The sequence below is a fragment of the Flagellimonas sp. HMM57 genome (assembly GCF_021390175.1).
Lineage (GTDB): Bacteria > Bacteroidota > Bacteroidia > Flavobacteriales > Flavobacteriaceae > Flagellimonas.
Genome location: NZ_CP090004.1, coordinates 3,491,604 through 3,516,068 on the forward strand (window position 1 = coordinate 3,491,604; position 24,465 = coordinate 3,516,068).

At 38.3% G+C, this 24,465-nt stretch carries 25 protein-coding genes and 1 tRNA gene; 6 read left to right on the plus strand and 20 right to left on the minus strand.

The genetic code is table 11. The features are described 5' to 3' along the window. Positions 1–123: 123 nt before the first annotated feature. The 9 genes from LV716_RS15510 to LV716_RS15550 form a co-directional block, all read right to left on the minus strand. Positions 124–1,062, minus strand: a complete 939-nt coding sequence (locus LV716_RS15510; protein WP_163418691.1) for an SMP-30/gluconolactonase/LRE family protein — start codon at positions 1,060–1,062, stop codon at positions 124–126. An 80-nt stretch (positions 1,063–1,142) separates the two neighbouring features. Beyond that, positions 1,143–2,261: an AraC family transcriptional regulator gene (locus tag LV716_RS15515; protein ID WP_163418692.1), complete on the minus strand. Its 1,119-nt coding sequence runs from the start codon at positions 2,259–2,261 to the stop codon at positions 1,143–1,145. 95 nt (positions 2,262–2,356) lie between these two features. Beyond that, positions 2,357–3,841 (minus strand): cryptochrome/photolyase family protein, encoded by a 1,485-nt coding sequence (locus LV716_RS15520; protein ID WP_163418693.1) that lies wholly within the window; start codon positions 3,839–3,841, stop codon positions 2,357–2,359. A 3-nt stretch (positions 3,842–3,844) separates the two neighbouring features. Then, positions 3,845–3,976: a DUF2256 domain-containing protein gene (locus LV716_RS15525; protein ID WP_163418694.1), complete on the minus strand. Its 132-nt coding sequence runs from the start codon at positions 3,974–3,976 to the stop codon at positions 3,845–3,847. Then, the gene (locus LV716_RS15530) at positions 3,976–4,602 is read right to left on the minus strand and encodes a flavin reductase family protein (protein WP_163418695.1); all 627 of its coding nucleotides are present in this window, start codon (positions 4,600–4,602) and stop codon (positions 3,976–3,978) included. The genes LV716_RS15525 and LV716_RS15530 overlap by 1 nt, the downstream gene beginning before the upstream one ends. Before the next feature lie 8 nt (positions 4,603–4,610). Further along, entirely contained in the window at positions 4,611–5,708 is a 1,098-nt protein-coding gene (locus tag LV716_RS15535) for an FAD-binding domain-containing protein (RefSeq protein ID WP_163418696.1), read from the minus strand. Further along, positions 5,708–5,995 carry a TIGR03643 family protein gene (locus LV716_RS15540; RefSeq protein WP_163418697.1) on the minus strand — a complete coding sequence of 96 codons (288 nt, stop codon included), beginning with the start codon at positions 5,993–5,995 and terminating at the stop codon, positions 5,708–5,710. Before LV716_RS15540 ends, LV716_RS15535 begins: the two co-directional genes overlap by 1 nt. Further along, entirely contained in the window at positions 5,982–6,404 is a 423-nt protein-coding gene (locus LV716_RS15545; protein WP_163418698.1) for a DUF2452 domain-containing protein, read from the minus strand. The genes LV716_RS15540 and LV716_RS15545 overlap by 14 nt, the downstream gene beginning before the upstream one ends. Positions 6,405–6,410: 6 nt before the next feature. Then, the gene (locus LV716_RS15550; protein WP_163418699.1) at positions 6,411–6,578 is read right to left on the minus strand and encodes a Lacal_2735 family protein; all 168 of its coding nucleotides are present in this window, start codon (positions 6,576–6,578) and stop codon (positions 6,411–6,413) included. Positions 6,579–6,711: 133 nt separating this feature from the next. On the opposite strand from LV716_RS15550, the gene LV716_RS15555 reads away from it, so the two are divergent. Next, positions 6,712–6,933: a hypothetical protein gene (locus tag LV716_RS15555; RefSeq protein ID WP_163418700.1), complete on the plus strand. Its 222-nt coding sequence runs from the start codon at positions 6,712–6,714 to the stop codon at positions 6,931–6,933. Positions 6,934–7,198: 265 nt separating this feature from the next. Here the strand turns inward: LV716_RS15555 and LV716_RS15560 are convergent. Both LV716_RS15560 and LV716_RS15565 read right to left on the minus strand, forming a co-directional pair. Continuing rightward, a tRNA-Ser gene (locus LV716_RS15560) sits at positions 7,199–7,283 on the minus strand. Positions 7,284–7,478: 195 nt separating this feature from the next. Beyond that, a complete protein-coding gene (locus LV716_RS15565) occupies positions 7,479–8,861 on the minus strand; it encodes a right-handed parallel beta-helix repeat-containing protein (RefSeq protein WP_163418701.1) in 1,383 nt (460 codons plus the stop codon). A 219-nt stretch (positions 8,862–9,080) separates the two neighbouring features. Between LV716_RS15565 and LV716_RS15570 the strand changes: the two genes are divergently transcribed. Then, positions 9,081–9,836 (plus strand): sulfite exporter TauE/SafE family protein, encoded by a 756-nt coding sequence (locus tag LV716_RS15570; RefSeq protein ID WP_163418702.1) that lies wholly within the window; start codon positions 9,081–9,083, stop codon positions 9,834–9,836. 29 nt (positions 9,837–9,865) lie between these two features. Further along, positions 9,866–11,059 carry a DegT/DnrJ/EryC1/StrS aminotransferase family protein gene (locus tag LV716_RS15575; protein WP_163419493.1) on the plus strand — a complete coding sequence of 398 codons (1,194 nt, stop codon included), beginning with the start codon at positions 9,866–9,868 and terminating at the stop codon, positions 11,057–11,059. Here LV716_RS15575 and ribB read toward each other — a convergent pair. The 8 genes from ribB to LV716_RS15615 all read right to left on the minus strand — a co-directional run bounded on the left by ribB (position 11,056) and on the right by LV716_RS15615 (position 20,549). Then, positions 11,056–12,198, minus strand: a complete 1,143-nt coding sequence (ribB, locus tag LV716_RS15580; RefSeq protein WP_370637422.1) for a 3,4-dihydroxy-2-butanone-4-phosphate synthase — start codon at positions 12,196–12,198, stop codon at positions 11,056–11,058. The genes LV716_RS15575 and ribB overlap by 4 nt on opposite strands. Beyond that, positions 12,195–13,715 (minus strand): LptF/LptG family permease, encoded by a 1,521-nt coding sequence (locus LV716_RS15585; RefSeq protein ID WP_163418703.1) that lies wholly within the window; start codon positions 13,713–13,715, stop codon positions 12,195–12,197. The genes ribB and LV716_RS15585 overlap by 4 nt, the downstream gene beginning before the upstream one ends. Before the next feature lie 9 nt (positions 13,716–13,724). Continuing rightward, entirely contained in the window at positions 13,725–14,372 is a 648-nt protein-coding gene (locus tag LV716_RS15590; RefSeq protein WP_163419497.1) for an outer membrane lipoprotein carrier protein LolA, read from the minus strand. A gap of 4 nt (positions 14,373–14,376) precedes the next feature. Further along, complete coding sequence (locus LV716_RS15595; protein ID WP_163418704.1) at positions 14,377–16,749, minus strand: DNA translocase FtsK; 2,373 nt, start codon at positions 16,747–16,749, stop codon at positions 14,377–14,379. A 64-nt stretch (positions 16,750–16,813) separates the two neighbouring features. After that, positions 16,814–17,179 (minus strand): diacylglycerol kinase family protein, encoded by a 366-nt coding sequence (locus LV716_RS15600; RefSeq protein ID WP_163418705.1) that lies wholly within the window; start codon positions 17,177–17,179, stop codon positions 16,814–16,816. Continuing rightward, positions 17,172–17,678 carry a thiol peroxidase gene (gene tpx, locus LV716_RS15605; RefSeq protein WP_163418706.1) on the minus strand — a complete coding sequence of 169 codons (507 nt, stop codon included), beginning with the start codon at positions 17,676–17,678 and terminating at the stop codon, positions 17,172–17,174. Before tpx ends, LV716_RS15600 begins: the two co-directional genes overlap by 8 nt. Positions 17,679–17,762: 84 nt before the next feature. Next, positions 17,763–19,253 (minus strand): Na+/H+ antiporter NhaC, encoded by a 1,491-nt coding sequence (nhaC, locus tag LV716_RS15610; RefSeq protein ID WP_163418707.1) that lies wholly within the window; start codon positions 19,251–19,253, stop codon positions 17,763–17,765. A 75-nt stretch (positions 19,254–19,328) separates the two neighbouring features. Beyond that, entirely contained in the window at positions 19,329–20,549 is a 1,221-nt protein-coding gene (locus LV716_RS15615) for an aminotransferase class I/II-fold pyridoxal phosphate-dependent enzyme (protein WP_163418708.1), read from the minus strand. 150 nt (positions 20,550–20,699) lie between these two features. On the opposite strand from LV716_RS15615, the gene LV716_RS15620 reads away from it, so the two are divergent. The 3 genes from LV716_RS15620 (at position 20,700) to lpdA (ending at position 23,132) form a co-directional block, all read left to right on the plus strand. Next, positions 20,700–21,158, plus strand: coding sequence for an Lrp/AsnC family transcriptional regulator (locus tag LV716_RS15620; protein WP_163418709.1), 459 nt, complete (start codon positions 20,700–20,702; stop codon positions 21,156–21,158). 101 nt (positions 21,159–21,259) lie between these two features. Next, on the plus strand, positions 21,260–21,649 hold the full coding sequence (locus LV716_RS15625) for a hypothetical protein (RefSeq protein WP_163418710.1): 390 nt from the start codon (positions 21,260–21,262) through the stop codon (positions 21,647–21,649). A 76-nt stretch (positions 21,650–21,725) separates the two neighbouring features. Next, complete coding sequence (gene lpdA / locus LV716_RS15630; RefSeq protein ID WP_163418711.1) at positions 21,726–23,132, plus strand: dihydrolipoyl dehydrogenase; 1,407 nt, start codon at positions 21,726–21,728, stop codon at positions 23,130–23,132. Positions 23,133–23,150: 18 nt separating this feature from the next. On the opposite strand, the gene LV716_RS15635 is transcribed toward lpdA, so the two are convergent. Further along, the gene (locus LV716_RS15635) at positions 23,151–24,344 is read right to left on the minus strand and encodes an acyltransferase family protein (protein ID WP_163418712.1); all 1,194 of its coding nucleotides are present in this window, start codon (positions 24,342–24,344) and stop codon (positions 23,151–23,153) included. Between the last annotated feature and the right edge of the window lie 121 nt (positions 24,345–24,465).

Below are 24,465 nucleotides of genomic sequence, written 5' to 3' on the forward strand. Positions count from 1 at the left end.
AACGGGTTTTGCTAAATAAACTGCTTTGTAGCCAAAAAAAGCCTTTTCTCTTCAGTGTCTGTTCTAAACGCCTTTAGTCTATATGTTATACCTAATAAGGAACATCTGGACGAATCCTTATTACTAAAGTTGAATCATCCGTAATCCAGGTTCACCAAATTGGGATATGTACAATATTTTTCTTTTTTTATCAGCGGCTATGCCGTTGGGCTGGGAAAAAGTGGCCTCGTCCAATAGGCCATCGGTTGTAGAATTTTCCCCAGTTCCAGCAAAAATCTCGGAGGTTCCATCAAAAGAAACTTTATAAATGACATTTTCACTTATGCCGGTTGCATAAATATAGTCATCCAAAACCGTCATGTAGCCTATGGCAAAATTGGTAGTTGTATCAGGTATCCTTGTAATTACGGAAACTTCTCCTTGTGGGGTTATTTTTAAAATGTCTGCATTAAAAAAGTTTGCAGTGATGATGTTACCATCTTTATCTATATCAATTCCCACGCATCCGAATAATCTATCATCGGTCACGAATAAGGATATCGTGCCATCTGGAGAGACTTTGTGCATGGTGCTAGCAAAAAAATTGGCCACATAGATTTCATCATTGTCATCTATGGCAAGACCAGAAGGCCAGCCTGCTATTTCGCCCAATTCAGAAGAAGTACCATCGGGCGCTATTTTAACCAACACTCCAGAAACAGCGTCATTATTGTTCTCATTGTTAAAATAGAAATTACCCTTACTATCCTGAACTCCGCCCATCGGGGCCTCAAAACCACTTGCTTTCACAGATATGGAACCATTTCGTTTGATTTTGAATACTTTGGTTCCGCTATATTTCTGTATTACGGTATCGAACTTACCAAAATTGGAAGCGAACACAGTTCCATTATCGTTGACATGAAGCCCATCATTTGCAGGAAAATCCGCTCCGAACAAGGTCTTTACCTTTTTTGACTTTGGACCGCCACCATCAAAATCGTCAATACAAGCTGTGAATGTAAAAAGCGAGAGGCAGGCGAACACCAGTCCAGATTTAAATAAGAATGTACAAGTTTTCATCTTTAAGGTTTTAATTGTTAAACCTCTAAACTAGTTGTGTAATGAAAACATATCGACCCAATGGGTACAATGGTACTATTTTATGCTACATTATGTTTTTTAATATAATCACTGGGAGTTAGGCCCATTTCATTTTTGAAGGCCTTGTTAAATGTAGATTTTGAATTGAAACCCACATCCATAGCAAGTGCCAATAGCGTATGGTTTAAATGTTCCCCATTATTGATTTTGAGAAGAAATTCTTCGATTCTAAAACGATTGATATAATCGTAAAATGAAACTTGATAGGTTTGGTTGAGCAACCAAGAAAGGTTGTTTCTTGAAGTGTTCATTTTTTCGGCTAGACTTTTAAGCGTTATATCTGGTTGAACAAATGTCTTTTCTTCGGAAATGAAGTAGTGCAGTCGCTTTTGGAGTTTTTGGATTTCATCGGGCTTTAAGCGTTGTTTTTCAGATTTTTCTTTTGCAGGTACAGGAATCCTGAAGATTTCGGGCTGGCGAAGACTAAAGTAACCCACAATGTAGATGAAAATGGGAATGGATATCCACATGGTTACGTAGTTGAGGTAGATAAAGGTTGTTCCCAAAAAGTTGGCGCCAATAAAACTAACCGACCATAAGAGTACAAAAATCAATAAGGTGAAAAGAAAGAACTTTAGAAATTGGAATACGTTTTGACGATACGATAGTACTTTTTTTTCCTCTTTTGAGTAGTTTCTGATGAGCAAAAAAGTCCTGATCCAATAGAAAATAAGTGATAGCAATCCAGAAGCTTCAACAACAAAGAACATGATGTTCAACCCACCTGAAAAATAACGATTGTTAAAATCGGATAATGGGATACTCAATGTCCAGAAATAATAGCAAAGATGTAATAGGGCAGGAATGTAATGCACCCAATTTAATTTGAATGGGGGGGTACTTCTGTAGACCAATCTTTTCACATAGAGATACAATAAGGGGCCAAAAAGAAAAATGGTGGTATCTATCAATATTCCGAATCGCCATATCCAATCTTCAGAAATACGGAATGCCGTTATCCTGCAAAAAAGCATTAATGATACTATCAACAACAATAAGGATAATATTCTGTTCGCACTAACATTTCTATTGTGGATCAATCGAAGGGAAATGGACAGAAATAACCCTTGACTCACTCCCAGAAACAAAATGATATCCACAAAACCAAACGATGCCATGTATGGTATTAATTTATCTTAAAAATAGTCCTAATATGGAATATAATAGTATGTTTGGGTACATTGATACCCAAAACCCAAAACCCAAAAATATATTAGCTTTCTAGGGACTGTAAATATTCTTCAGCTTTGTTGAAAAGGCGTTCTTTTTTCTCGGAAACCATTCTATCCAAAGTGCCTACGAGCATACCTAACCTAGGGTTTTGCGTAAAGAAATCTCTGTGCGTGTCCATAAAGAGCCAGAACAGACCGTCCCATACTTCTTGCCATTCGCCTTTCTTGTAGTTGCTCATCTTCATCAGATAGTTGCTACCACTTATATAAGGTTTTGTCGCCATTAAGCCCCCGTCAGAAAACTGGCTCATTCCATAAATGTTGGGCACCATGACCCAATCATAGGCATCAATATATAACTCCATGAACCATTGGTATACTTCGTCTGGATCAAACTCACAGAGCAACATAAAATTCCCAAGGACCATCAACCGTTCTATGTGGTGGGAGTAGCCTGTTTTTAGCAGTTTTTTTATGGTTTGGTCTACAGGGTATATTCCTGTTGTACCATCATAGAATGAAGCTGGAATTTTTCTGGTGAACCCCCAAAAATTACAAGTCCGCTCATCGGTACCACGAGCTTCGTATATGCCCCTGATAAATTCCCGCCACCCTATGATTTGACGTACAAAACCTTCGGTCGAGTTGATGGGGATATTGTTTTTTTCTGCGTAGTCCAAACTTGCATCAACTATCTGGGAAGGGGTTAGCAACCCAACATTTAGCATTGGCGTTAGTACACTATGGTTGAGAATGGAATCTTCCGCAACAATAGCATCTTCATACGTACCAAATTCCATAAACCGATGTTCAAAAAACTGATTGAGCCAAGCTTTAGCCGCTTCAAAATTCGTTGGATACAATGGATGCTCGGTCAATTCCCCCAGATGATTTGAAAAATGTTCCCCGACATAAGTCTTGGATTCTTTATAAAATTCATCGGCATCGGGAAATTGAACAGGAGGTGGAGTCTTTTTTGCAGGATATTTTTTTCGGTTCTCTTTGTCAAAAGTCCACTTACCACCTTGTGGCTTTTTATCAGCGTCTAAAAGGATATTACGTTTTTTTCGTTCATCCGTGTAAAAGGTCGTTTGATGATATTTCTTTTTATCCTTGCGAAAGAATGAGGCAAGCTCTTCTTTGGAATTCAGGAATAATGGAGATTGAAGCTGCTTGGCCGTGATATTGTACTTGTTGCAGGCAGCCTGAATTCTTTTTTCCAACCAATTGTCTGTTGGGTCTATATAATTGATGTGTTCGACCCCTTCGCTTTTTAGCTCTGGAATAAGTTTTCGAACATTTGAAGCTTCCTGAATGGATTCAATATAATGAACTTCATGATTTTTCGATTTCAAGAATGCTTCGTAAGATTTCATAGAAGCCCTGTGAAACGCTATTTTCTGTTTGTGGAAGGGATACTGTTTGAAAAAAAGGTACTCTTCGATTAAATATATAGGTGCTGAAATCTCGAACAGGGGAGATGATTCAAACAATTGGTGGGGAAAAATCAGATGTACGCTTTTCATATTTTACTTGTTTCTTCTGCAACGCTCGCTACAATATTTTACCGCTTCCCAGTTTTTTTCCCATTTCTTACGCCATGAAAAAGGACGTTTACAAACCGTACAGATTTTTTCTGGGAGGTATTGCTTTTTATGCATTAAAAATCAGGAGTTTCATTAACCCTGGCATACGGGTACTTTCCAATTTTTTTTAAGGCATAATAGCTGTTCAATCCAGATATTCCCACACTATTGGAAACTTCTAAGTCAATATCGTCTGCAACCATCGCATCATCTGGATACACAAGATGCTCGATTTCACCAATGACCATAATGGTTCCGTTCAAAGGAATAGGTATGGCATCTTTAAAGTTCATCCCCATTTTGAAGGTACTTTCCTTCACGAATGGTGCTTTAAAATCTGCTATAAATTCTTCGGTAAATCCGCAGCGCTCAAACTCTGATGTGCTTTCATCAAACTTGGCAGAAGTATAATGGGCATTCTCGGTGAATTTAGGATGAATATGATTAATGGTATAAACTCCATTTTCCTTTATATTTTCATACGTATGCCTTGGCACTTCACCAGTGGGTCTAACAATAAACCCCAATAATGCGGGATTACTGCCTAAATGTATGATGGAACTGAAAACAGCAAGATTTGTCCTTCCTTTTTTATCTATCGTTCCCAGAAGGTTGGCCGGTTTTATGCCGGTTACCGAATTAATAATTTTTAATCGGGTAACTTTGTCCAATTGTTTTATGTCTTCACTAGTATAATGCATCTGAAGTTTTAGTATTTAAGTTGTTTTTTACATTTTTTCCAAAAACCAAAAAAAGAGGAGTAATATCCTTTAACATCGAACATCCAATCCCTGGGTTCTTCAATGCCCTTATAGTGTCCGTTCAGCGGATGTTCCTTAAAATAGATGTCTTTTAAATTGTGTGAAGCGATTAGACTTTGAAATTCACCTACATATACTTGGATATTCTCAATGTTTTCTGAGAGTCCTAAAACAAAATCAATCGAGTTTTTAGAAACCGGATACTGCTCAAAATGGGAAGGTTCCAATAGGAGTATTCTATTTGCTGGTATGTTCTTTTTCCATACGGGGTCAAGATTATAAAAATTGTAGATGAGTGTAGGTAAGCTTTCATTGACCGAAATGGATACTGGTTCTGGCAACTCGGTTTTAAGTTGAACTGATGCTGTTCCTTTTAGTGTCTCAGGAATTTCCATACCAGTATTGAACGTTTCGTAGGAAACATCTAAAAATGTGTTCTTTTGCTGGGTTCGGCAGTATTTATTGATATTCTCTTGGTTGGCGTAGTACTTTTTATTGCTGTTGGCACCTGCTACCCATTGCCAACTCAGGGCATTGCTGGCCCAATCCCCATCCAGTAAATGATAATAAAGCCATTGTGCCGGGATTTTCCAGTGACTTTGGGCTACATTACATGCAATGGATGCCACGTACATTCGCAAGTGATTGTGCATGTAGCCCGTTTCGTAAAGCTGTTGTATGGAACTGTCTATTGCTGCTATTCCAGTGGTCGCATCCAAAATGTCTTTGGGTATCGACCAGTTGGCTATCGGACTTTGTACATTTTTTAAATCTGAATTGATTTCTGCGCCTTTGGCAATCCAAACTTGTTGCCAGTAATCGCGCCAAGCCAATTCCTGAATGAACTTCTCTACCTTATAAAAGCTATGTCCCTGTTCCAGTATTTTGGACATTACAAGTTTTGTAGAAATGACTCCCCTTGAAATGTAAGGCGATAAATGACTTACCGCACCATCCACAAAGTTTCTGGAAGAACCATAAGCAACAGGGTCGATGGTGTCAATTCTATTGAGAATCTCATTATAGGAAAAGGGAAAGGACACCATCAGCGTTTACTGATTTTATTGCCAGAAATCGCTTTTTGTCGAGAACATTTAAAACGGTTTATATCAGGATTGCGTTTTTTTAGATGTTTTTGGCTCACCCCGCTGTTCACCCTTTTTCGCCAACGTTTGAAACTACTTTCCTTAAGGTTATTGCGCATCAATTTTATGACCTCTTTTTCTGGTAAACCAAATTGGAACAATATGGCTTCGAAAGGCGTGCGGTCTTCCCATGCCATTTCTATGATTCGGTCTAATTCCCTTTCGGTAAAGTTTCTAGAGTTCGTCATCGTTGGTTGTTACTTTTTGCCAAATTTGGTCTGCGTTCAAATAGAAACTGCCTAGCGCATCAAAATTACACTGCTCGGGTGCAATAAGTGACAAAAAAGATTCGCCATTCTCTCGTTGATAGAGATGATAGATTTCACCAACTACAGGCTCAAAACTGAACTTTGCTTCAAAAATGAGTTTGTTGTATTCAAATTCCAGCAGCATTTTCTCATACGCTGCCTTCAATTCTAAAAACTTGGTCTGGACCTTATGGTTCAATTTATTGATGCTCCTGTTTTTCCAAGCAATACTATCAGTAGCTTTTATGCTCGGGGCGCTAACGTTGGTGGCATATGGTTTTAATGCGGCATCGTATTTTTCGTTTTCAGTATTGAAAACCACGTTGTCTGGCTTTTTTTCTTTGGACATATTAACCTATTGCTTTAAAAGGTCAATTTTTTTCATCACTTCTTCGGCCTCGTAGGTTTTTTGGTCACTCAACTTTCTATTGGATGTTGAAAGTGCATGTGCCTCTCTCAAAAGCTTTGCATACTCTTCTTGTAATTTCTCTTTTTCTGTTTTCTTTTTAAATAATCCAAACATATTCTAAATGATTTCTTGATAGATGCATTATTGAAATAACTATTAACATAAATGTTTGGTAAAGATATAAAATGTTTAACTATTTTTGATTTATGTTAAACATTTTAATTTTTATTAACTCAAAAGAATTGGCATGAAATTTACTGCAATGAATTGGTTGGCCCTAACTACCTTGATTTTAGTTACAGTTACGATATTCGCATCTATGAACTTGGCCTTTAACTGGATTTTTTATCTGACCGTGTTCGGTCAAACAATGTTGGTTATTACGGTTTATAAAGTATTGACCGATGATTATGAAACCGATAAGACCTTTAGGGATTTTTATGAGGATAAGCCAATGCCAAAGGAGTAACAATTTACTTGTAACTTACATGGGATATCCTTAATATATCGAATGGGGACAATTTAAATGCCTTCAAAAAAGCAAATGCCGATAGAGTTTGTACCATGTACCTTGAAAACAGGGACGAGGCAGAAATTATCACCTTTCTAGAATATCAATTGGCTAATCTGTACCATTCTGATAGATAGACGTTGCAAATATTCACTTTGACAACTTCTAATTAAAAATTTCCATAAAAAAACCCTTGATAATCAATAGATCACAAGGGTCTAAGCGGAGAAAGAGGGATTCGAACCCCCGGAGGTGTGACCCTCAACAGTTTTCAAGACTGCCGCATTCGACCACTCTGCCATTTCTCCTAATGCGGGTGCAAATATACTAACCTTTTTCATTTCTATAAAAGGCTTTTTTTAATTTATATAAATAAAAAATCCAGTACTTAAATAGAATAGTACTGGATTGATTTACTTTTATCATAAATAGTTTAATTTAAACTTTTGGCACAAGGATAGAATATTATATTGATTTCAAGTCCCAATAAGTATTAATTCAAACTAAAACTGATATTCAATAGCCCCTATATCAAATTGTCCGTCTCTATTCTTGCCATAAAAATCAGTTTTAAATTCTGTTAAGTTGGTACCGGCATTCACTGCAGGAGATTCTTTGGTCAAATTGTAAGTATCATCCAAAAAAAGGATGTCACTACTATTTTCTACCTTAAGATTAGTTTTTTCGATTGTATTCCCAGATGTATTTTTATCTACGTAATAAATAGGATTTTGCAAAGTTGAAGCAATTATATTATTTGAAAATTCATTTGCAAGACTGGTTCTATGATTCATGCGAACACCATTTCCGTTGGCTTTAATAATGGTGTTATTTAAAACCTTGAAATTAGCATCGGATTTATAGAGTTCCCTATCCCCAATGAAAATACCATGATCGGTATCGACGATGATGTTATTGTAGATGCTTATATCCCCAATACCAAAAATATCGATACCATCCCCAAGTACTTTAGTAACATAATTATTAAAAACATCTCCTTTGGTGCCTCCACCTACAACAATGCCAGCTCTTTGATTTGGGTTATTTTTTGTCCCTGTATTCTTAATTACATTACTGTAGATCTTGGCACCCTCAGGAGCATAGCTTAACTGCATCCCATCCCATCCACAATTTTCGATGGTATTCTTGAAAACGTGGATGTTTTTAATAAGCGGGCAATAGGCACTTACGGCAACTCCATCACATTCAAAATCAACAGCTTTTGGATAGTTCGAGTACCCAATGTACATACCTTCATTACCAATATTTTTGATTGAAGTATCGTGAATATATATGTTTTTCACTTCCCAATCTGGATATTGCGATGAAGATGTACATCCAGGCCTGTTCATTATGTGCATAGCCAGTTCCACATTTTCTATGTGCATGTAAGCAATTTCAAAATCGCTTATTTTGTTGTTGATGGCCAGAGCCGTATTGTTATAATTCTCACCAGAAAATTGAAATCCGTATACATCATTGTACAATGTTCCCAAAACTTTAAAATATTGGGAATTTACAATGGTCATCCCATGTCCAGTACTTGAGGTGATTTTAATATTGACCGGTCCGTCACAATTGGATAAAATTATTTGTTCTTGCTCATTTCCCGTTAGATTCTTAACATTGATTCTGTTGTAAGTTCCAGATTTGATACAGACCCGATCACCAGCTTTAATAGCATCTTTTTCTCCATCGATCAAGATAAAACCAGATGAGACATCGCCATAAAGATGATCACACTCACAAGTATCAGAAGGAGGGGCTGTAATTTCAGGGGGTGGGTCTGTAACTCCTTGGGGTGTATCAACATCTATGGGCTCTGTTTTACTACAAGAGATTAAAAGGAGAATCAAACTAAAGAAAGAAATGGGACTTCTCATCATGGTATATGTTTTTATGAAAAACGTCTAGACGTACTCTTTATTTTTGTCAAAAAGTCACTATTTTAAGACTGGGAAAAGAAGTGTGCCGACCGATTCTTTAGTACTACTTGCACCAAAATAATGGTGCATATAAGGTATATGTGAGCACCATTTTTAGCTCAGTGAAAACTTTACCAAGATGTAAACAGATATTGGACTTTAGGGTTTACTTTTGCGCCCATGGATCAATGGTATCATTATGCACTTTTAATCGTTGTTGGGTTTGCTGTTGGTTTTATAAACACCATTGCAGGAGGTGGATCATTGCTGTCATTGCCTACCTTGATTTTTTTAGGACTTCCTCCCAGTGTAGCAAACGGAACCAATAGGGTAGCCATCGTGATCCAGACCGCTCTGGCTACCGCTGGCTTTAAAAGTAAAGGGGTTTCTACTTACCCATTTAACATCTATTTGGGTATCTCGGCGTTTATAGGGTCGATTATAGGCGCAGAAATCGCTGTGGATATCAAAGGCGAAACTTTTAATAGAATTCTAGCAATAGTTATGATGGCTGTGGTCTTGATCATCATTTTTAAGCCTAAAATGAAGTTAGGGGAAATGCAAGAACGGCTTACAGGGAAACATCTATGGCTGACTATAATCGTTTTCTTCTTTTTTGGAATATATGGAGGATTTATTAATGCGGGATTAGGATTTTTGATGATTCTTTTCATGCACTTTGTAAACAGAATGAATTTGGTAAGGGCAAATGCGACCAAGGTCGTAGTGGTCTTCATTTACATGTTGGCAGCATTGGCTGTATTTGCCTTAAATGATAAGGTAAATTGGAAACTAGGGTTTATTTTAGCAATCGGGAACGGAACAGGTGCTTGGATAGCGAGCCGATTCTCCGTCAAAAAAGGAGATGGGTTTATAAAAACCTTCTTGATTATAATGGTAGTTGCCATGGCTATCAAACTATGGTTTTTTACATAGCGGATAATAATCTAAAAAATAAAATAAGAATGCCGGGATTTGAACTTTTTGGGGATAGCGAGCGGAAACAGGTACAGGACGTACTCGATTCTGGGGTTTTGATGCGCTATGGCTTTGATGGCATGCGCAACGGACATTGGAAAACAAAGGAATTAGAGTCGGCGCTTGCACATAGAATGCAGACATCATATGCCCATTTGTGCAGTAGTGGAACTGCGGCCTTGACCGTAGCTCTTGTTAGTGCAGGAGTAGGGGCAGGGGATGAGGTCATTATGCCAACATTTACCTTTGTCGCAAGTTTTGAATCTATTTTGGCAATAGGAGCAGTACCAATTTTAGTAGATGTTGATGATACGCTTACCTTAAGCCCAGAGGCAGTTGAGCAAGCAATTACACCAAATACTAAAGTAGTTATGCCTGTACATATGTGTGGCTCTATGGCGGATTTGGGTGCTTTAAAAACAATATGCGAAAAACACAATTTACTGTTGTTGGAAGATGCTTGTCAAGCAATCGGTGGAAGCTATCATGGGAAACCCTTGGGTAGTATTGGGGATTTAGGTTGTTTCTCTTTTGACTATGTTAAAACCATAACCTGTGGCGAAGGAGGAGCATTGATAACCAATAATGAAACTTTCTATGAGAATGCACACAAATATTCTGATCATGGACATGACCATTTGGGCAATGATAGAGGAGCGGAAGAACATCCATTTTTAGGCTATAATTTCAGGATTTCTGAACTGAACGCTGCCGTTGGCTTGGCACAAGTATCAAGATTGGATGAGTTTTTGGCCATACAAAAACGTAATTACACAATTCTTAGAGATGCACTTTCTAAAATACCCGAAGTTACCTTTAGAAGAGTTCCTGAAGGTGGCGTTGAAAATTATTCATTCTTGAACTTCTTTCTCCCCACGGAAGAAATCACCCGAAAACTGCATGAAGCGTTAGGTGAGAATAGGGTAGACGCTTGTTTTTATTGGTACGATAACAATTGGCACTACTATAGAAAGTGGGAACATTTATTGAAACAAAAATCCCTTGGAAAATTACCCAAAGATATAGAACAAGGATTCCCTGAATATGAAGCCAGTGATTTTTCAAAATCGGACCATTGGATAGGGCGAACGATTTCGTGCTTAATCAAAATAGGTTGGACAGAGGAGGAAGTTCAGCAAAGAGCCATAAAAATGGCAGAAACCATCAAAGGGATTCTTTAATAATTCACATACTCCACAATTTCCAAACCATAGCCTACCATACCAACACGACGGGTTTTCCCCGAATTGGAAAGCAACCGTATTTTAGAGATATCCAAGTCATGAAGAATTTGAGCGCCTATACCAAAATCCTTGGCATCCATTTCAATTTTTGGTGCCTTGGTAATGCCATCTTTTGACTGGAGCTCTTTTAGTTCTGCCAAACGCCCAAGAAGATTCATATGTTGGTTTTCCTGATTAATGAAAATCATGGCACTACGTTCTTCGGCATTGAGCGCATCGAACATTTTTTGTAAGGTTTCGTCCGGATTATTGGTCAATGTACCCAACATGTCATTATTGACCAAAGTGGAGTTTATCCGCGTCAATATGGGATCACCGATTTTCCATGTACCTCGTACTAGGGCAATATGAACTTGATTGTTGGTGGTTTGCTTATATGCACGCAACCTGAAATCCCCAAAACGGGTTTTTATGTCAAAAGCCTCTTTTCGTTCAATGAGACTGTCATGCTCCATTCGATAAGCAATTAAATCTTCGATGGAGACTATTTTTAAATCAAATTTTTTAGCAACTTCACTAAGTTCAGGTAATCGTGCCATGCTACCATCTTCGTTCATGATTTCCACAATAACTCCTGCGGGTTTCAATCCAGCAAGTCTGGCAAAATCAATGGCCGCTTCGGTATGTCCTGTTCGTCTCAGAACACCTCCCTCTTTAGCAATTAAAGGAAAAATATGACCCGGTCTGGCCAGTTCATGAGGTTTGGTTTCCATTTCCGTCAGTGCCAGTACCGTTTTGGCACGGTCAGCGGCCGAAATACCAGTGGTGACACCATTTCCACGTAAATCCACGGAAACCGTAAAAGCGGTTTCAAGAGGATCAGAATTATGAACTACCATTTTGTGCAAGCCCAATTCTTCACATCTTCCTTCTGTCAATGGAGTGCAAATGAGACCACGACCATGTTTGGCCATAAAGTTAATGGTCTCTGGCGTTATCAACTCGGCTGCAGCCAAAAAATCCCCTTCATTTTCCCTATTCTCATCATCTACAACAATGATAACCTTGCCCTGTCTAATGTCTTCAATAGCATCCTCTATAGCATCAAGTTGTATTTTTTGTTTGGTTATCATCATTTTTCCTTCTTTTTAAAAAGATTTTTTATGCCGTCTATTATATGTCCAAATCCTATAAGTCCTTTATCGGCAGTCGCTCTTTTGGTCAGGGAAATCCCTAGGGGCAGCATAATTAAAGTGGACAGCCATGCTCCCAAAGCAGGATGTATGTTTCCTTCTTTTGCATAATTGCTCGCAAATACTCCAATAAAATAATAGGTCAAAAATAAGAGAATGGCGACAACCATGGGCAATCCAAGACCTCCTTTTCGTATTATGGCACCTAACGGGGCACCTACAAAGAACAAAATGATGCACGAGAAAGCAAGTGCATACTTTTTGTGCAGGGAAAGAATGTGGCTATTGTAAAATTTAAATCTCTTTTCCAACTCATCTTTTTTCGCTGTGACTGTTGTTAAAATACTGGAAACCGATGACTTGGCATTGTTCATTATTTGCAAACGCTGCCATTCTTGAAAACCGTCAAGAAACATATCAATATTTTTGATGCTATCACTTTTGATTACGTTTTTCTCCTCAGTGGATTCTGATGCTTTGGGTTCGTCCACCGGTCGCTTAATCTCTTGTAAATCCTTTAGATTGCTGGTATCCCTTTTTTTAGATGAAGGGAAAGCACCCATACGGGTAACAATGTTTTTTGAAAAAGCTTCCACCTTTTCCAAATTATTTGTTTTAAGGGAGTCAATATCTTTTATCAATCGGCCAACATTTTTCATCTTGTCCGTGGTAATGTTTCCGTCTTCTTCAAAATCTTGATCATTGAGTTCGGAAATGTCGATATTGATAATGTATTTTTCAAATGATGCCTTGGCAAAAGGGTGTTTCTTTTTTTCCTTACTGCTTTTCGGTTTTAGTTCTTCGTAATAGTTCCCTTCTTTCAAAACCAATTGAATGATATCGGAATCCTCACTGCTGATAAGTTCTCCGGATTTTGACTTGATAACCGTGTTGTTTACACTCTGCTTTGTTTTTTTGTGTATGATGACCTTGTCCAGAAAACGGTCTTGTTCCCCATATTTTTTATCAACCTTTATGTTCATGCCCTCGCCTGTGCCTTCAAAGTCACTGAATACACCTTCGGTAATGGCAGCAGCAGGTTTTACTTTAGCAATATTTCTCCGAAGATTGAATATTTTTTGTTCGGATTTTGGAATTACATTATTTGCGAAAAAGAAGGTGACCACTCCCAAGAAAGAAACATAGATGATAAGACTGCGCATACCTCTTTGCAATGAAATGCCTGAGGATTTCATGGCGGCAAACTCGTAGTTTTCGGCAAAAGTACCAAAGGTGAGGATAGAAGAAAGTAACACGGTAAGTGGCAAAACCTTATCTACCAGTGTAGGGATGAAATAAAAAAGGAACTTCCCAATAATTACAATACCTAGGCCTTTCCCTGCCAAATCATCTATAAAAAGCCATATTCCTTGAAAGATGAATATGACGATTAGAATAAAGAAAGAACTAAAGAAATTATAAAGAAATCGGGAAAGTATATATTGGTCTAGTATTTTCAATGTAACCCCTTAATTTCTAATGATGTAATAGCCATCATTCTCATATTTTTTCACATCAAAGTTAAAAAGTGTATTGGATAGCGCCTGGTTGGTTTTGAAAGAATTAACAGTAATGGAGGTCTTGGTACCGTTTTTTCCTGTTTGAATAAGCTTGTGTATGTGTTTTGTCTGCGTATCGATTCCTAGAAGAATAGACTTAAGTTCAGTATTGGAATCGATAGGAGTAAGTTTTACATATTGAATTTTTCTGCCACCAACATTTTGAAGCGTATCCCACTCATAATTATGTCCCGTTCTGTAAAAAGTCAACATTTTTGAAGGGGTTACCGTGTTGGCATCTTCAGAAACGTTTTCAATGGTCACTTCTTCGTTATCAGGCACAACGGTATATACCTTTTTCCCATCACTCAATTGTTTTGCTCCCAGATAATCAAGGACATATTTGTCCCCACTTAGGGTTACATTGCCTTTGGTCTCTTGTTTTATATTGGCTTCCGTGTTTTCCAAAGTAGACTTGAAATCGATATAGATATTATCATAACTGGTCACCTTTTTGTAAACTTCATCGAGTAAAGCTTTTGCCTTGGATGAGTTTTGCGCATAGGACCCTAGGCCAAAGGTGATTAATGCGATTAAAAGAAATTGTTTTTTAAGCATGATTTTATTTTGTTTCATTTTGTAAAAGTTGTTCAAGAGCTAAGATATCCGGTACCAGTACTTGACGTGCTTTGCTGCCTTCAAAAGGGCCTACAATTCCAGCTGCCTCCAATTGATCTATGATTCTACCTGCTCTATTATATCCCAGTTTTAATTTTCTTTGGATGAGGGAAGCTGAACCTTGTTGAGCGGTTACAATCACTTCTGCAGCATCGCGGAACATGGCATCCCTGTCCGAAATATCATAATCAATCCCCGTGCCAGAATCCTCGCCCACATACTCTGGCAGTAAATGTGCATCTGGATACGCACGTTGCGAGCCAATGTATTCTGTTATTTTTCCTACTTCTGGAGTATTGACAAAGGCGCATTGGAGACGGGTAACATCATTCCCTTGAGTAAAAAGCATATCCCCGCGGCCTATCAGCTGATCGGCTCCTTGTGCATCTAAAATGGTACGTGAATCAATCTTTGAGGTCACCCTAAATGCGATACGAGCAGGGAAATTGGCTTTTATAATACCCGTAATCACATTAACGGACGGTCGCTGTGTTGCAATAATTAAATGTATTCCGATGGCCCGCGCCAATTGTGCCAATCTGGCAATAGGAGTTTCCACTTCCTTGCCTGCGGTCATGATTAAATCTGCAAATTCATCAATTACTAAAACAATGTATGGCAAAAATTTATGTCCGTCATTTGGATTAAGCTTTCTCGCCTTGAACTTGACATTGTACTCCTTGATATTACGGACCATTGCGGTTTTCAGCAGTTCATATCTGTTGTCCATTTCAATACAAAGCGAGTTTAAGGTATTGATTACCTTAGTATTATCTGTAATGATGGCCTCATCTGAATCTGGAAGTTTAGCCAAGAAGTGTCGTTCAATTTTATTATAGAGTGTAAGTTCAACCTTTTTGGGGTCAACTAAGATGAATTTGACTTCCGCCGGATGCTTTTTATAGAGCAAAGAAGTGATTACTGCATTGAGTCCAACAGATTTTCCCTGGCCTGTTGCCCCAGCCATCAACATATGTGGCATTTTAGCCAAATCAACCACAAAAGTTTCGTTGCTAATGGTTTTACCAAAAGCAATCGGGAGCTCCATTTCGGCCTTTTGAAATTTATTGGAAGCAATTACAGAACGCATCGATACTATGGTGGCATTTTTGTTTGGTACTTCGATACCAATGGTTCCCTTACCGGGAATTGGTGCTATTATCCGTATGCCCAAAGCAGCTAATGAAAGTGCAATGTCATCTTCCAAGTTTTTTATCTTGGATATTCGTATGCCCGCTTCCGGAACAATTTCATAGAGCGTGACCGTAGGCCCGATGGTCGCTTTTATTTGGGCGATACCGATTTTATAGTTTTTTAGCGTGCTTACGATTCTGTTCTTGTTCTCCTCAAGTTCTTCTTGGTTGATGGTTATCCCGCCAGATGCTCCGTGCTGTTCCAAAAGGTCCAAAGGTGGAAACTTATAGTTGCCCAACTCTAATTTTGGGTCAAACTCTCCAAAATCCTTAACAAGCTTTTCAGCTTTTATGTCTTTCTCTTCTTTTTCTTCAGTGACTGTTTCGACTTTCAAGTCTAAATCTGAATCTTCTTCTTGAGGGAGGTTTACATCCAATCCAGCTTCTTGTTGTAGTGGCGGTATATCCTTTTTGTGGGTATAAGTATCAATTTTAACAGAGGCATCCGTATCCATGCTCAACTCTATACTACCTTCATCTCCTGAAACAGCTTGTTTTTGTTTTGTTTTAGGTTTTTTGAAATCTGACTTAAGATTTTGTCGTTGCGAACGAAAATAATTGGCAATCCCTTCTGGCGTGAAATTGAAAAGTCGTACCAAGATGACCATCAAGACAAATAGTAACAATAGAAACACACCTATTTTCCCTGTATAATCCTGAAGGAAATCGTTCATTTCGTAACCGATCAACCCACCTAACAGTGGTTGTTCAATGGCAAAAAATCCTAACGCGACCGAAATCCAGATAATTCCGGTCAAACCCCATATCCATTTACCTATTAGTCCTTTTCGGTCTAGTCCCAAAAAGAGATATAAACCTGTAACGGCCAATAAAAGCGGAAAGGCAAAAGATGCCAAACCAAAACCCTTGTACATGAAAAAATGGCTCACACTCGCGCCAAATTTATTGAGCAAATTGCTTGCCGCAGCATTTCGGTCCTTAAATTCGGAAAGCATGCTCTGATCTTCTTGCCAAGTGAAATAATAGGATATGAAAGAAAAGAACAGTGCAATGCTAAGCACGATCAGTAAGCTTCCAAGAATAATTTTATTCTGTTTGGATAACTTTAGCGAAAGTCTTTTTTTGGCGGGCGTAGGTTTGGATTTTGTCCTTTTTTTTGCCATTCAATTGTTTAATAACAGGGCTAATTTACAAATTTACGTTACTTACTACCGAAACAGATGTTCTTCAAATCAATTTAGGTACATAAATAATGAGCCCCACGATAGTTGCAATAATTGATACTATCATAACGGCGCCAGCAGAAATATCTTTTATAAAACCTATTTTTGGGTCAATGTTGGGCTGGATATAATCCGCTATTTTCTCTATGGCTGTATTTGCACCTTCCATACCCATAACCATACCGATGGCGAACAACTGTATCATCCATTCCGTATTGGAAATATTAAAATAGAAGCCAGCTCCCGTTACTGCAAGTGCGATTACAAACTGGACTTTAATGCTTGCTTCGGTTTGTAACAGCAAAAACATGCCCTTAATGGCAAAACCTACACTGCGGATTCTGTTTTTAAGAAAAGATTCCTTAGGCATCCATAAGTGCTTCTAAGGCAGCCTTGTAGTTTGGTTCGTCTGCGGTCTCGCCTACTTGTTCGGTATGAATAATCTTTCCATTCTCATCCAATACAACAATGCATCTGGAATGTAAAGTTTCAAAAGCGCTATCGGCAAATGAGAGACCGTAATCCTTTCCAAAATCACCTGTCTTATAATCCGAGAGCATTTCTACATTTTCGATTCCTTCTGCACCACAAAAACGTGCTTGTGCAAAAGGTAAATCTTTGGAAATACATAAAACTTTAGTGTTTTCCAATTCTGCTGCCTCTTCGTTAAACTGACGAACGGATTTTGCACATGTCCCTGTGTCTACACTTGGAAAAATATTTAGAATCACTTTATGTCCGCTATAGTCTGATAGGGACACTGAAGACAGGTCCGATTTAGTTAATGTGAAGTTAGGTGCTGTCGTATTTTTTGATGGAAGTTCACCTACAGTTTTTGCCGGATTACCACCTAATGTTATTGTTGCCATTTTACGAGAATTTATTTTAGCGTGAAGGTAAAAATATTAATGTTCAAGAAAGAAATACTTTTAAAAATTTTATCTAAAATTTGCTTAAACCGAAGCAGGGGTCGTAAGCTGTTTTATTTTAATTCTGAAGGCAGCAAAGAGCAATGTCATAAAAGGGCTTAACCAATTGAAGATGGCATAGAAAAAGTATTCGCCTACACCGACGCCCAGAACACCGCTGTGATATGCCCCACAAGTATTCCATGGTACCAAGACCGAAGTTACCGTTCCGGAATCTTCAAGCGTTCTGCTCAGGTTTTCCGGTGCAAGCCCTCGTTCTTGGTAGGCTTTTGAAAACATTTTACCAGGAACTACCAAAGCTAAATATTGGTCCGATGCTGTAATATTTAAGGCCAAACAACTTCCAACGGTACTGGCAAAAAGACCGAAAGTGGTTTTCGCCATGCTTAAGAGTGATTTTGTAATACGTTCCAAGGCTCCGATACCATCCATAATTCCCCCAAAGACCATAGCACAGACAATAAGCCATATAGTGCCTAACATACCTGCCATTCCTCCAGATGAAAATAAATCGTTCAGTGCCGGGTCTTCTGTCGCTATAGCTGTATCAACGGTTATGGCATTTAAAATACCTTTATAACTGGATTCAAAATTTAAGCTTGTACCACCACCAAGGTTTGTTACAATATCGGGTTGAAAAATTAATGCAAAAACCGCTCCCAGTAATGTTCCAATCAATAAAGCGAGTAGAGGTGGTGCTTTTTTTACGATTAAAAAAATAACTACCAATGGTACTATGAACAACCAGCCATTGATATTGAAACTTGTACTTATATTTTTTAGAATGGCATCTGTATCGGCAACACCAGAGGTATCTATGGTAAAACCTAGAATGATAAAGACAATCAGTGTAACGGATATGGTGGGAATTGTGGTCCAGGTCATATACCTAATGTGGGAAAACAAGTCACCCCCAGCCATTGCAGGAGCTAAGTTCGTAGTATCGCTCAATGGAGACATTTTATCCCCAAAGTATGCTCCGGAAAGAACGGCACCAGCTGTCATCCCCAAGGATATGCCCAAAGCCTCTCCTATACCTATCAAAGCAATGCCTACGGTAGCTGCTGTCGTCCAACTGCTTCCAGTAGCAATGGAAATTATGGCACAAATTATTACACAAGCTGCTAAGAAAATTGTTGGATTCAGAATTTGTAATCCATAATAGATCATAGCGGGGATAATACCACTGACCAACCAAGTACCGGATAACGCACCTACCATCAAAAGAATGAGCAATGCTCCAGTAGTGGACTTAACATTCTCAGCGACTTCGGATATCATGCGTTTGTAAGAAACCTTATTGAAAAAACCAATGATTGCAGCAACAGCACCACCTAATAAAAGAATGAACTGATTGGAGCCACTTAATGCATCGTCCCCAAAGACATAAACATTATAAGCCAACATTCCAACGAGTGCAAAAACGGGAATCAATGCCTCCCAAATATTCAGTTCTTTATTTTCAATGATTTGCTCGTCTTCTCTAAATTTGGCTTTTTTCTTCTCTGCTGACATTAATTGGAGTTTGTTTGGTAAAAGGTAATATTACGATTTTGAACCTTGTTCTCCAAACTGTCATTATTTGGAATGCTACGCCAACACCTCATTTTTAGAAAGAATACCCAATTTTTCCATACATGAATGCATAGACAGGTATGTTTTATGAATGTCATTGTCCAAACCTATAGAGAAACGTATAAGTCCTTGGGACAAGCCAAGTTCTTCTTGCTCTTCAATGGGTATTTCAGAAGATGTAGATGTTCCTGGGGCGCTGAACAATGTTTTGTAAAAACCAAGACTTACTGCTAAGTACCCTAGCTTTTCTTTTTGCATTAATTCCATAAGTGCGTTGGCTTTATCCAATGAACCAACATCCAAGGTCATTAGGCCTCCAAAACCATATTCTGAATTCATCTGTGTTTTCATGGTTTCATGACCAGGATGGCTTTTTAGCCCTGGATATACTACTTTGAGCCCATCCTTTTCAAACGAATTTGCCAAATACTGTGCGTTTTTACTGTGCTTTTTTATACGGACATGTAGCGTACGTATATTTTTAAGGATAGAAGCAGCTCTGACACTGTCCAAAGTACTTCCCAGTAACATTCCAGCTCCATCGTTGACATCTTTTAAGCTAAGACAAAAGTCAGAAGAGGCACAAACGGCACCTGCCACACAATCACTACTTCCATTAATGAATTTGGTAAGACTGTGAACCACAACATCAGCGCCAAGTTTAGCGGCATTGATGTTCAATGGCGAGAAGGTATTGTCCACTACTAAAGGAATCCCATACTTCTTGGCCAACTTTGAAAGAGCTTTGATATTGGCTACTTCAAGTAAGGGGTTGCTTACCGCTTCGCAATAAATCATTTTTGTTTCTGATGTAATCGCTTGTTCCACAATTTCCAAGTCGGTGATATCAATAAAAGAAGTGGAAATATTGAATTTCTTCAAAAAGTTTTTCAAGAAGGCATAAGTGCCTCCATAAATTGTTCGGCTACAAACGATATGCTCGTTTGCATTACAAAGTTGCATGATTACCGCACTGATAGCTCCCATGCCACTCGCATATACATTCGCAGCTTCGGTCCCTTCCAATTGGGCCATAGCTTCTCCTAAATATAAATTTGACGGGGAAGAATGCCTGCTGTATAAATAACAACCTTCGGTATTTCCTTCAAAAGTATCGAACATGGTTTTTGCCGATAAAAATGTATAGGTCGATGAATCTGATATAGATGGGTTTACCCCGCCAAATTCTCCAAAATATTGAAGGTCTTGAATATGCTCTGATGCTTTGTAGTCCATTATATTAAATTTTAAGTAAAAATATTTTATATTAGAATAAAAGTCAATTGATTATTTTATAGGTAAATTTAAATTCTATTATATTATTTTTTTTAGATTTATATTCTTATTTTATAAACGAAAGTCTAGTAGAATAGAAAATAAGTCAATATGGAGTTGGACGAAAAAGATAAAAAACTGGTTAAGCTGCTACAGGAGGATTGCAAAAAGACCACTAAGGAATACGCAGATAGTTTAGAGCTATCAAAAACAGCAGTTTATGAGCGCATACGTAGGCTTGAACGGCTTGGGATTGTCACCAAATATGTTGCTTTGGTAGATAAGGAAAAGGTACATCGGGATTTTACGGTGTTGTGCCATGTAAGATTGGTGCAGCATACCAAGCAAAACATACTCAGGTTTGAGCGGGAAATTTTAAAGTTGGATGAAGTTTCAGAATGCTTTCATATTAGTGGAGACTACGACTATATATTGAAGATAAATGTGAAAAACATGAAAGAATATCGAGAATTCATGGTTGCTAAACTAACGGTGATAAACAACATTGGGAGTACGCAAAGTTCTTTTACGATAAGGGAAGTAAAGAACAGCCCTTCAGTTTTTATTTAGCAAAGTTTAACGTAAATCGCTGTTAAAAAGGAGTTTGTATTGGAATGATATGTCTAAATTTTGGCTAATCAAGAAAACAATCAAAAAACATTCTTTTACAAATGAATCCGCGCACACGTATTTTTCTCACGATGTTGGCTACCCTCATCGGAGGATTGTCATTGGTACTTTACACAACGATTACTGAAAGTATTTTATTCAATAACCTTAGTTTTTGTACTTCTTCAACTTCAGATTTGGTTCTAGGTAGCACAGCACTTATAACATCTGCCATGGTGGCGGGTTTTATCGCTACATTAATTGTAGTAAAAGATAATTTTGTTCCACATATTTTCATATCCTTGTTTCTGGTTGGTAAACTGTGTTTTGTGGCGCTTTGTGGTCATTGGCATGGGCCGTTATGGTTTGAGACCGGATTGCATCTCTCACTTATTGGCGGCTTGTGGTTAGGTCGCTACGGAGCTGTCAAGTTTCCATTGGCCCCAGTTTAAAATACGATACTTTAAAGAAAAAACATTCGTATTTTTGTGTTCGTTTTTATCATAAATCAGTTTACAAATAGAACCTATGAATCAATATGATGTAGCCGTAATTGGCTCTGGGCCTGGAGGCTATGTAGCAGCTATTCGCTGTGCACAATTGGGAATGAAAACCGCCATAATAGAAAAATATAATACCCTTGGTGGAACATGTCTCAATGTAGGCTGTATTCCTTCTAAAGCACTTTTGGATTCCTCCCATCATTATGAAGATGCGGTAAAACATTTTGAAGAACACGGAATCGATATTCCTGGCGAAGTTAAAGTGAATCTGGAGCAAATGATTGCCAGAAAACAAGGTGTTGTTGACCAAACCACCAAAGGCATTCAATTTTTGATGGATAAAAATAAAATCGATGTTTATGAAGGTCTGGGTAGTTTTAAGGATGCAACCCATATTGAGATTGATAAGACCGATGGCGAAAAGGAAACCATTGAAGCAAAACATATCATTATAGCCACAGGCTCCAAACCCTCTACGTTACCTTTTATAGAGATAGATAAAGAGCGCATCATTACATCTACCGAAGCTTTGAAATTAAAGGAAATCCCAAAGCACATGATTATTATTGGTGGCGGGGTAATTGGCCTGGAGCTTGGTCAGGTATATAAAAGGCTTGGTGCCGAAGTCAGTGTTGTGGAGTACATGGATCGTATTATCCCTGGAATGGACGGAGCGCTTTCCAAAGAGTTGATGAAGGCCATGAAAAAACAAAAGGTAAAGTTCAATCTTTCCCACAAGGTGAAGTCGGTTGAGCGAAAAGGTGATGAGGTTATCATTAAGGCAGATAACAAAAAAGGAGAAGAAGTTACGTTTACGGGAGATTATTGCTTGGTTTCTGTGGGGAGAAGACCTTTTACAGATGGATTGAATGCTGAAGCTGCCGGAGTAAAACTGGATGATAGGGGCAGAGTAGCGGTGAACGAGCATTTACAAACAAACATTTCCAATATCTATGCCATTGGGGATGTGGTACGTGGTGCCATGTTGGCGCACAAAGCCGAAGAAGAAGGCACCATGGTCGCTGAATTGATTGCAGGACAAAAACCGCATATCAATTATAATTTGATTCCAGGTGTGGTATATACTTGGCCAGAGGTTGCGGCAGTAGGAAAGACAGAAGAAGAATTAAAAGAAGCTGGAATAGCATACAATGCAGGACAATTCCCTATGCGTGCTTTGGGACGTGCAAGGGCCAGTATGGATATTGACGGATTTGTGAAAATATTGGCAGATAAAACCACAGATGAGGTATTAGGAGTGCATATGATAGGAGCCCGCTGTGCTGACCTAATTACTGAAGGGGTAACCGCTATGGAATTTAGGGCATCTGCAGAAGACATAGCGCGTATGAGCCACGCACACCCAACCTACGCTGAGGCAGTAAAAGAAGCCGCATTGGCTGCTACCGAAGATAGGGCAATACATATATAGCGATATGGGTTTGTGGGGTTATTTGGCAATACCAAAGACCCTGCTCAAGAAGAGTCTCATTCTAACGGAAATTTCTCTAAGCATTGGTTTACTTACTTTGTAAAGACCAATGCTTTGTTTTTTTACATAATCTCTACCTGTAGCAATATTAGCCTTAATTTCTGCTTCATGCTTATTGTATCTCAAGGCTAAATACGTACATGTGAACATAAATGCCAAAGCCCCCGGAATTACCACTGATGGTATTAGAATATGATTAAAAAACCGATATAGACCTAACCCCGTGAAGCTTCCATATAATATCACAAAATGGATTACATAAATTGAAAGGGTACTGGAACCTATGTTCAGAACCGTTTTATTCATCATAAACCTACGTAGTAACATAAAAACTGCAAAAACGATAAAGACATCGCCCAGACGAATAAATAAATAGTTGTTAAAAAAGATATCCGCGAATAATTGTATGCGTGTTAATCTGTGTATGTACAGGAAAGCGTCAGAAGAAGCAAATATCAATAAAGACCCTAAAGCCAACGCAGTGCCAATGGCAACTTCATACAAGTATTTGTAGTTTTTAAACTTATAAAACAGCGTAGAAACAAATCCACCTAACGTTGCATATCCAAGCCAAGGAATTATGGTAAATACGGAACCATTCGATTTAGTAAAATAGTTGGCGATAGCATTTGGTAAAAAAGAGAAAGACCATTCCTTGTAAAGTGGCTCAAATAGAAATAAAACCATAGTAATTCCCAGAAGGATGCTTGGGAAAAGGTATTTTCTTCTATTGATGGAAAAGAGGTAGATTCCAATAAGTGCCAATATGGAAAGCCCGATACAGTGCAGCACATCGACCAAATAAAAGGAATCATAAATTTCTCCTATTAAAATTCCAAAAAGATTCATTCTCAATAAGTACCCGATCAGCAATAATTGTAATCCACGTCGAATACCTTTTTTTATTCTCGGATTTTCAAAACCCTTTTGTGGGGTCTTTATCAATAAGTAGGTAAAAATAAAACCAGAAACCGTGAAGAAAACAGGTGCGGTAATGCCCCTAAAATAAAGCCAAACACTAAAAAAGATGTTCTCCCTGTCCCTAAATACAGGGTCTAGAAGCCCATCGATAAAATGCCCTTGGAGCATCATCAAAATTGCCCATGCACGCATGGCATCAATAAAAAATAATCTGTTGGTCTTGGTTTTCATTTAAAACAATTACCCTATATACTTGCTAAACAGATAGTTTGGATGTTTTCCGCTGCAAAACTAGTCAAAATACTCGCATGTATTGGTCATTTGAGGTATTTTAGCGAAACAATCAATATAT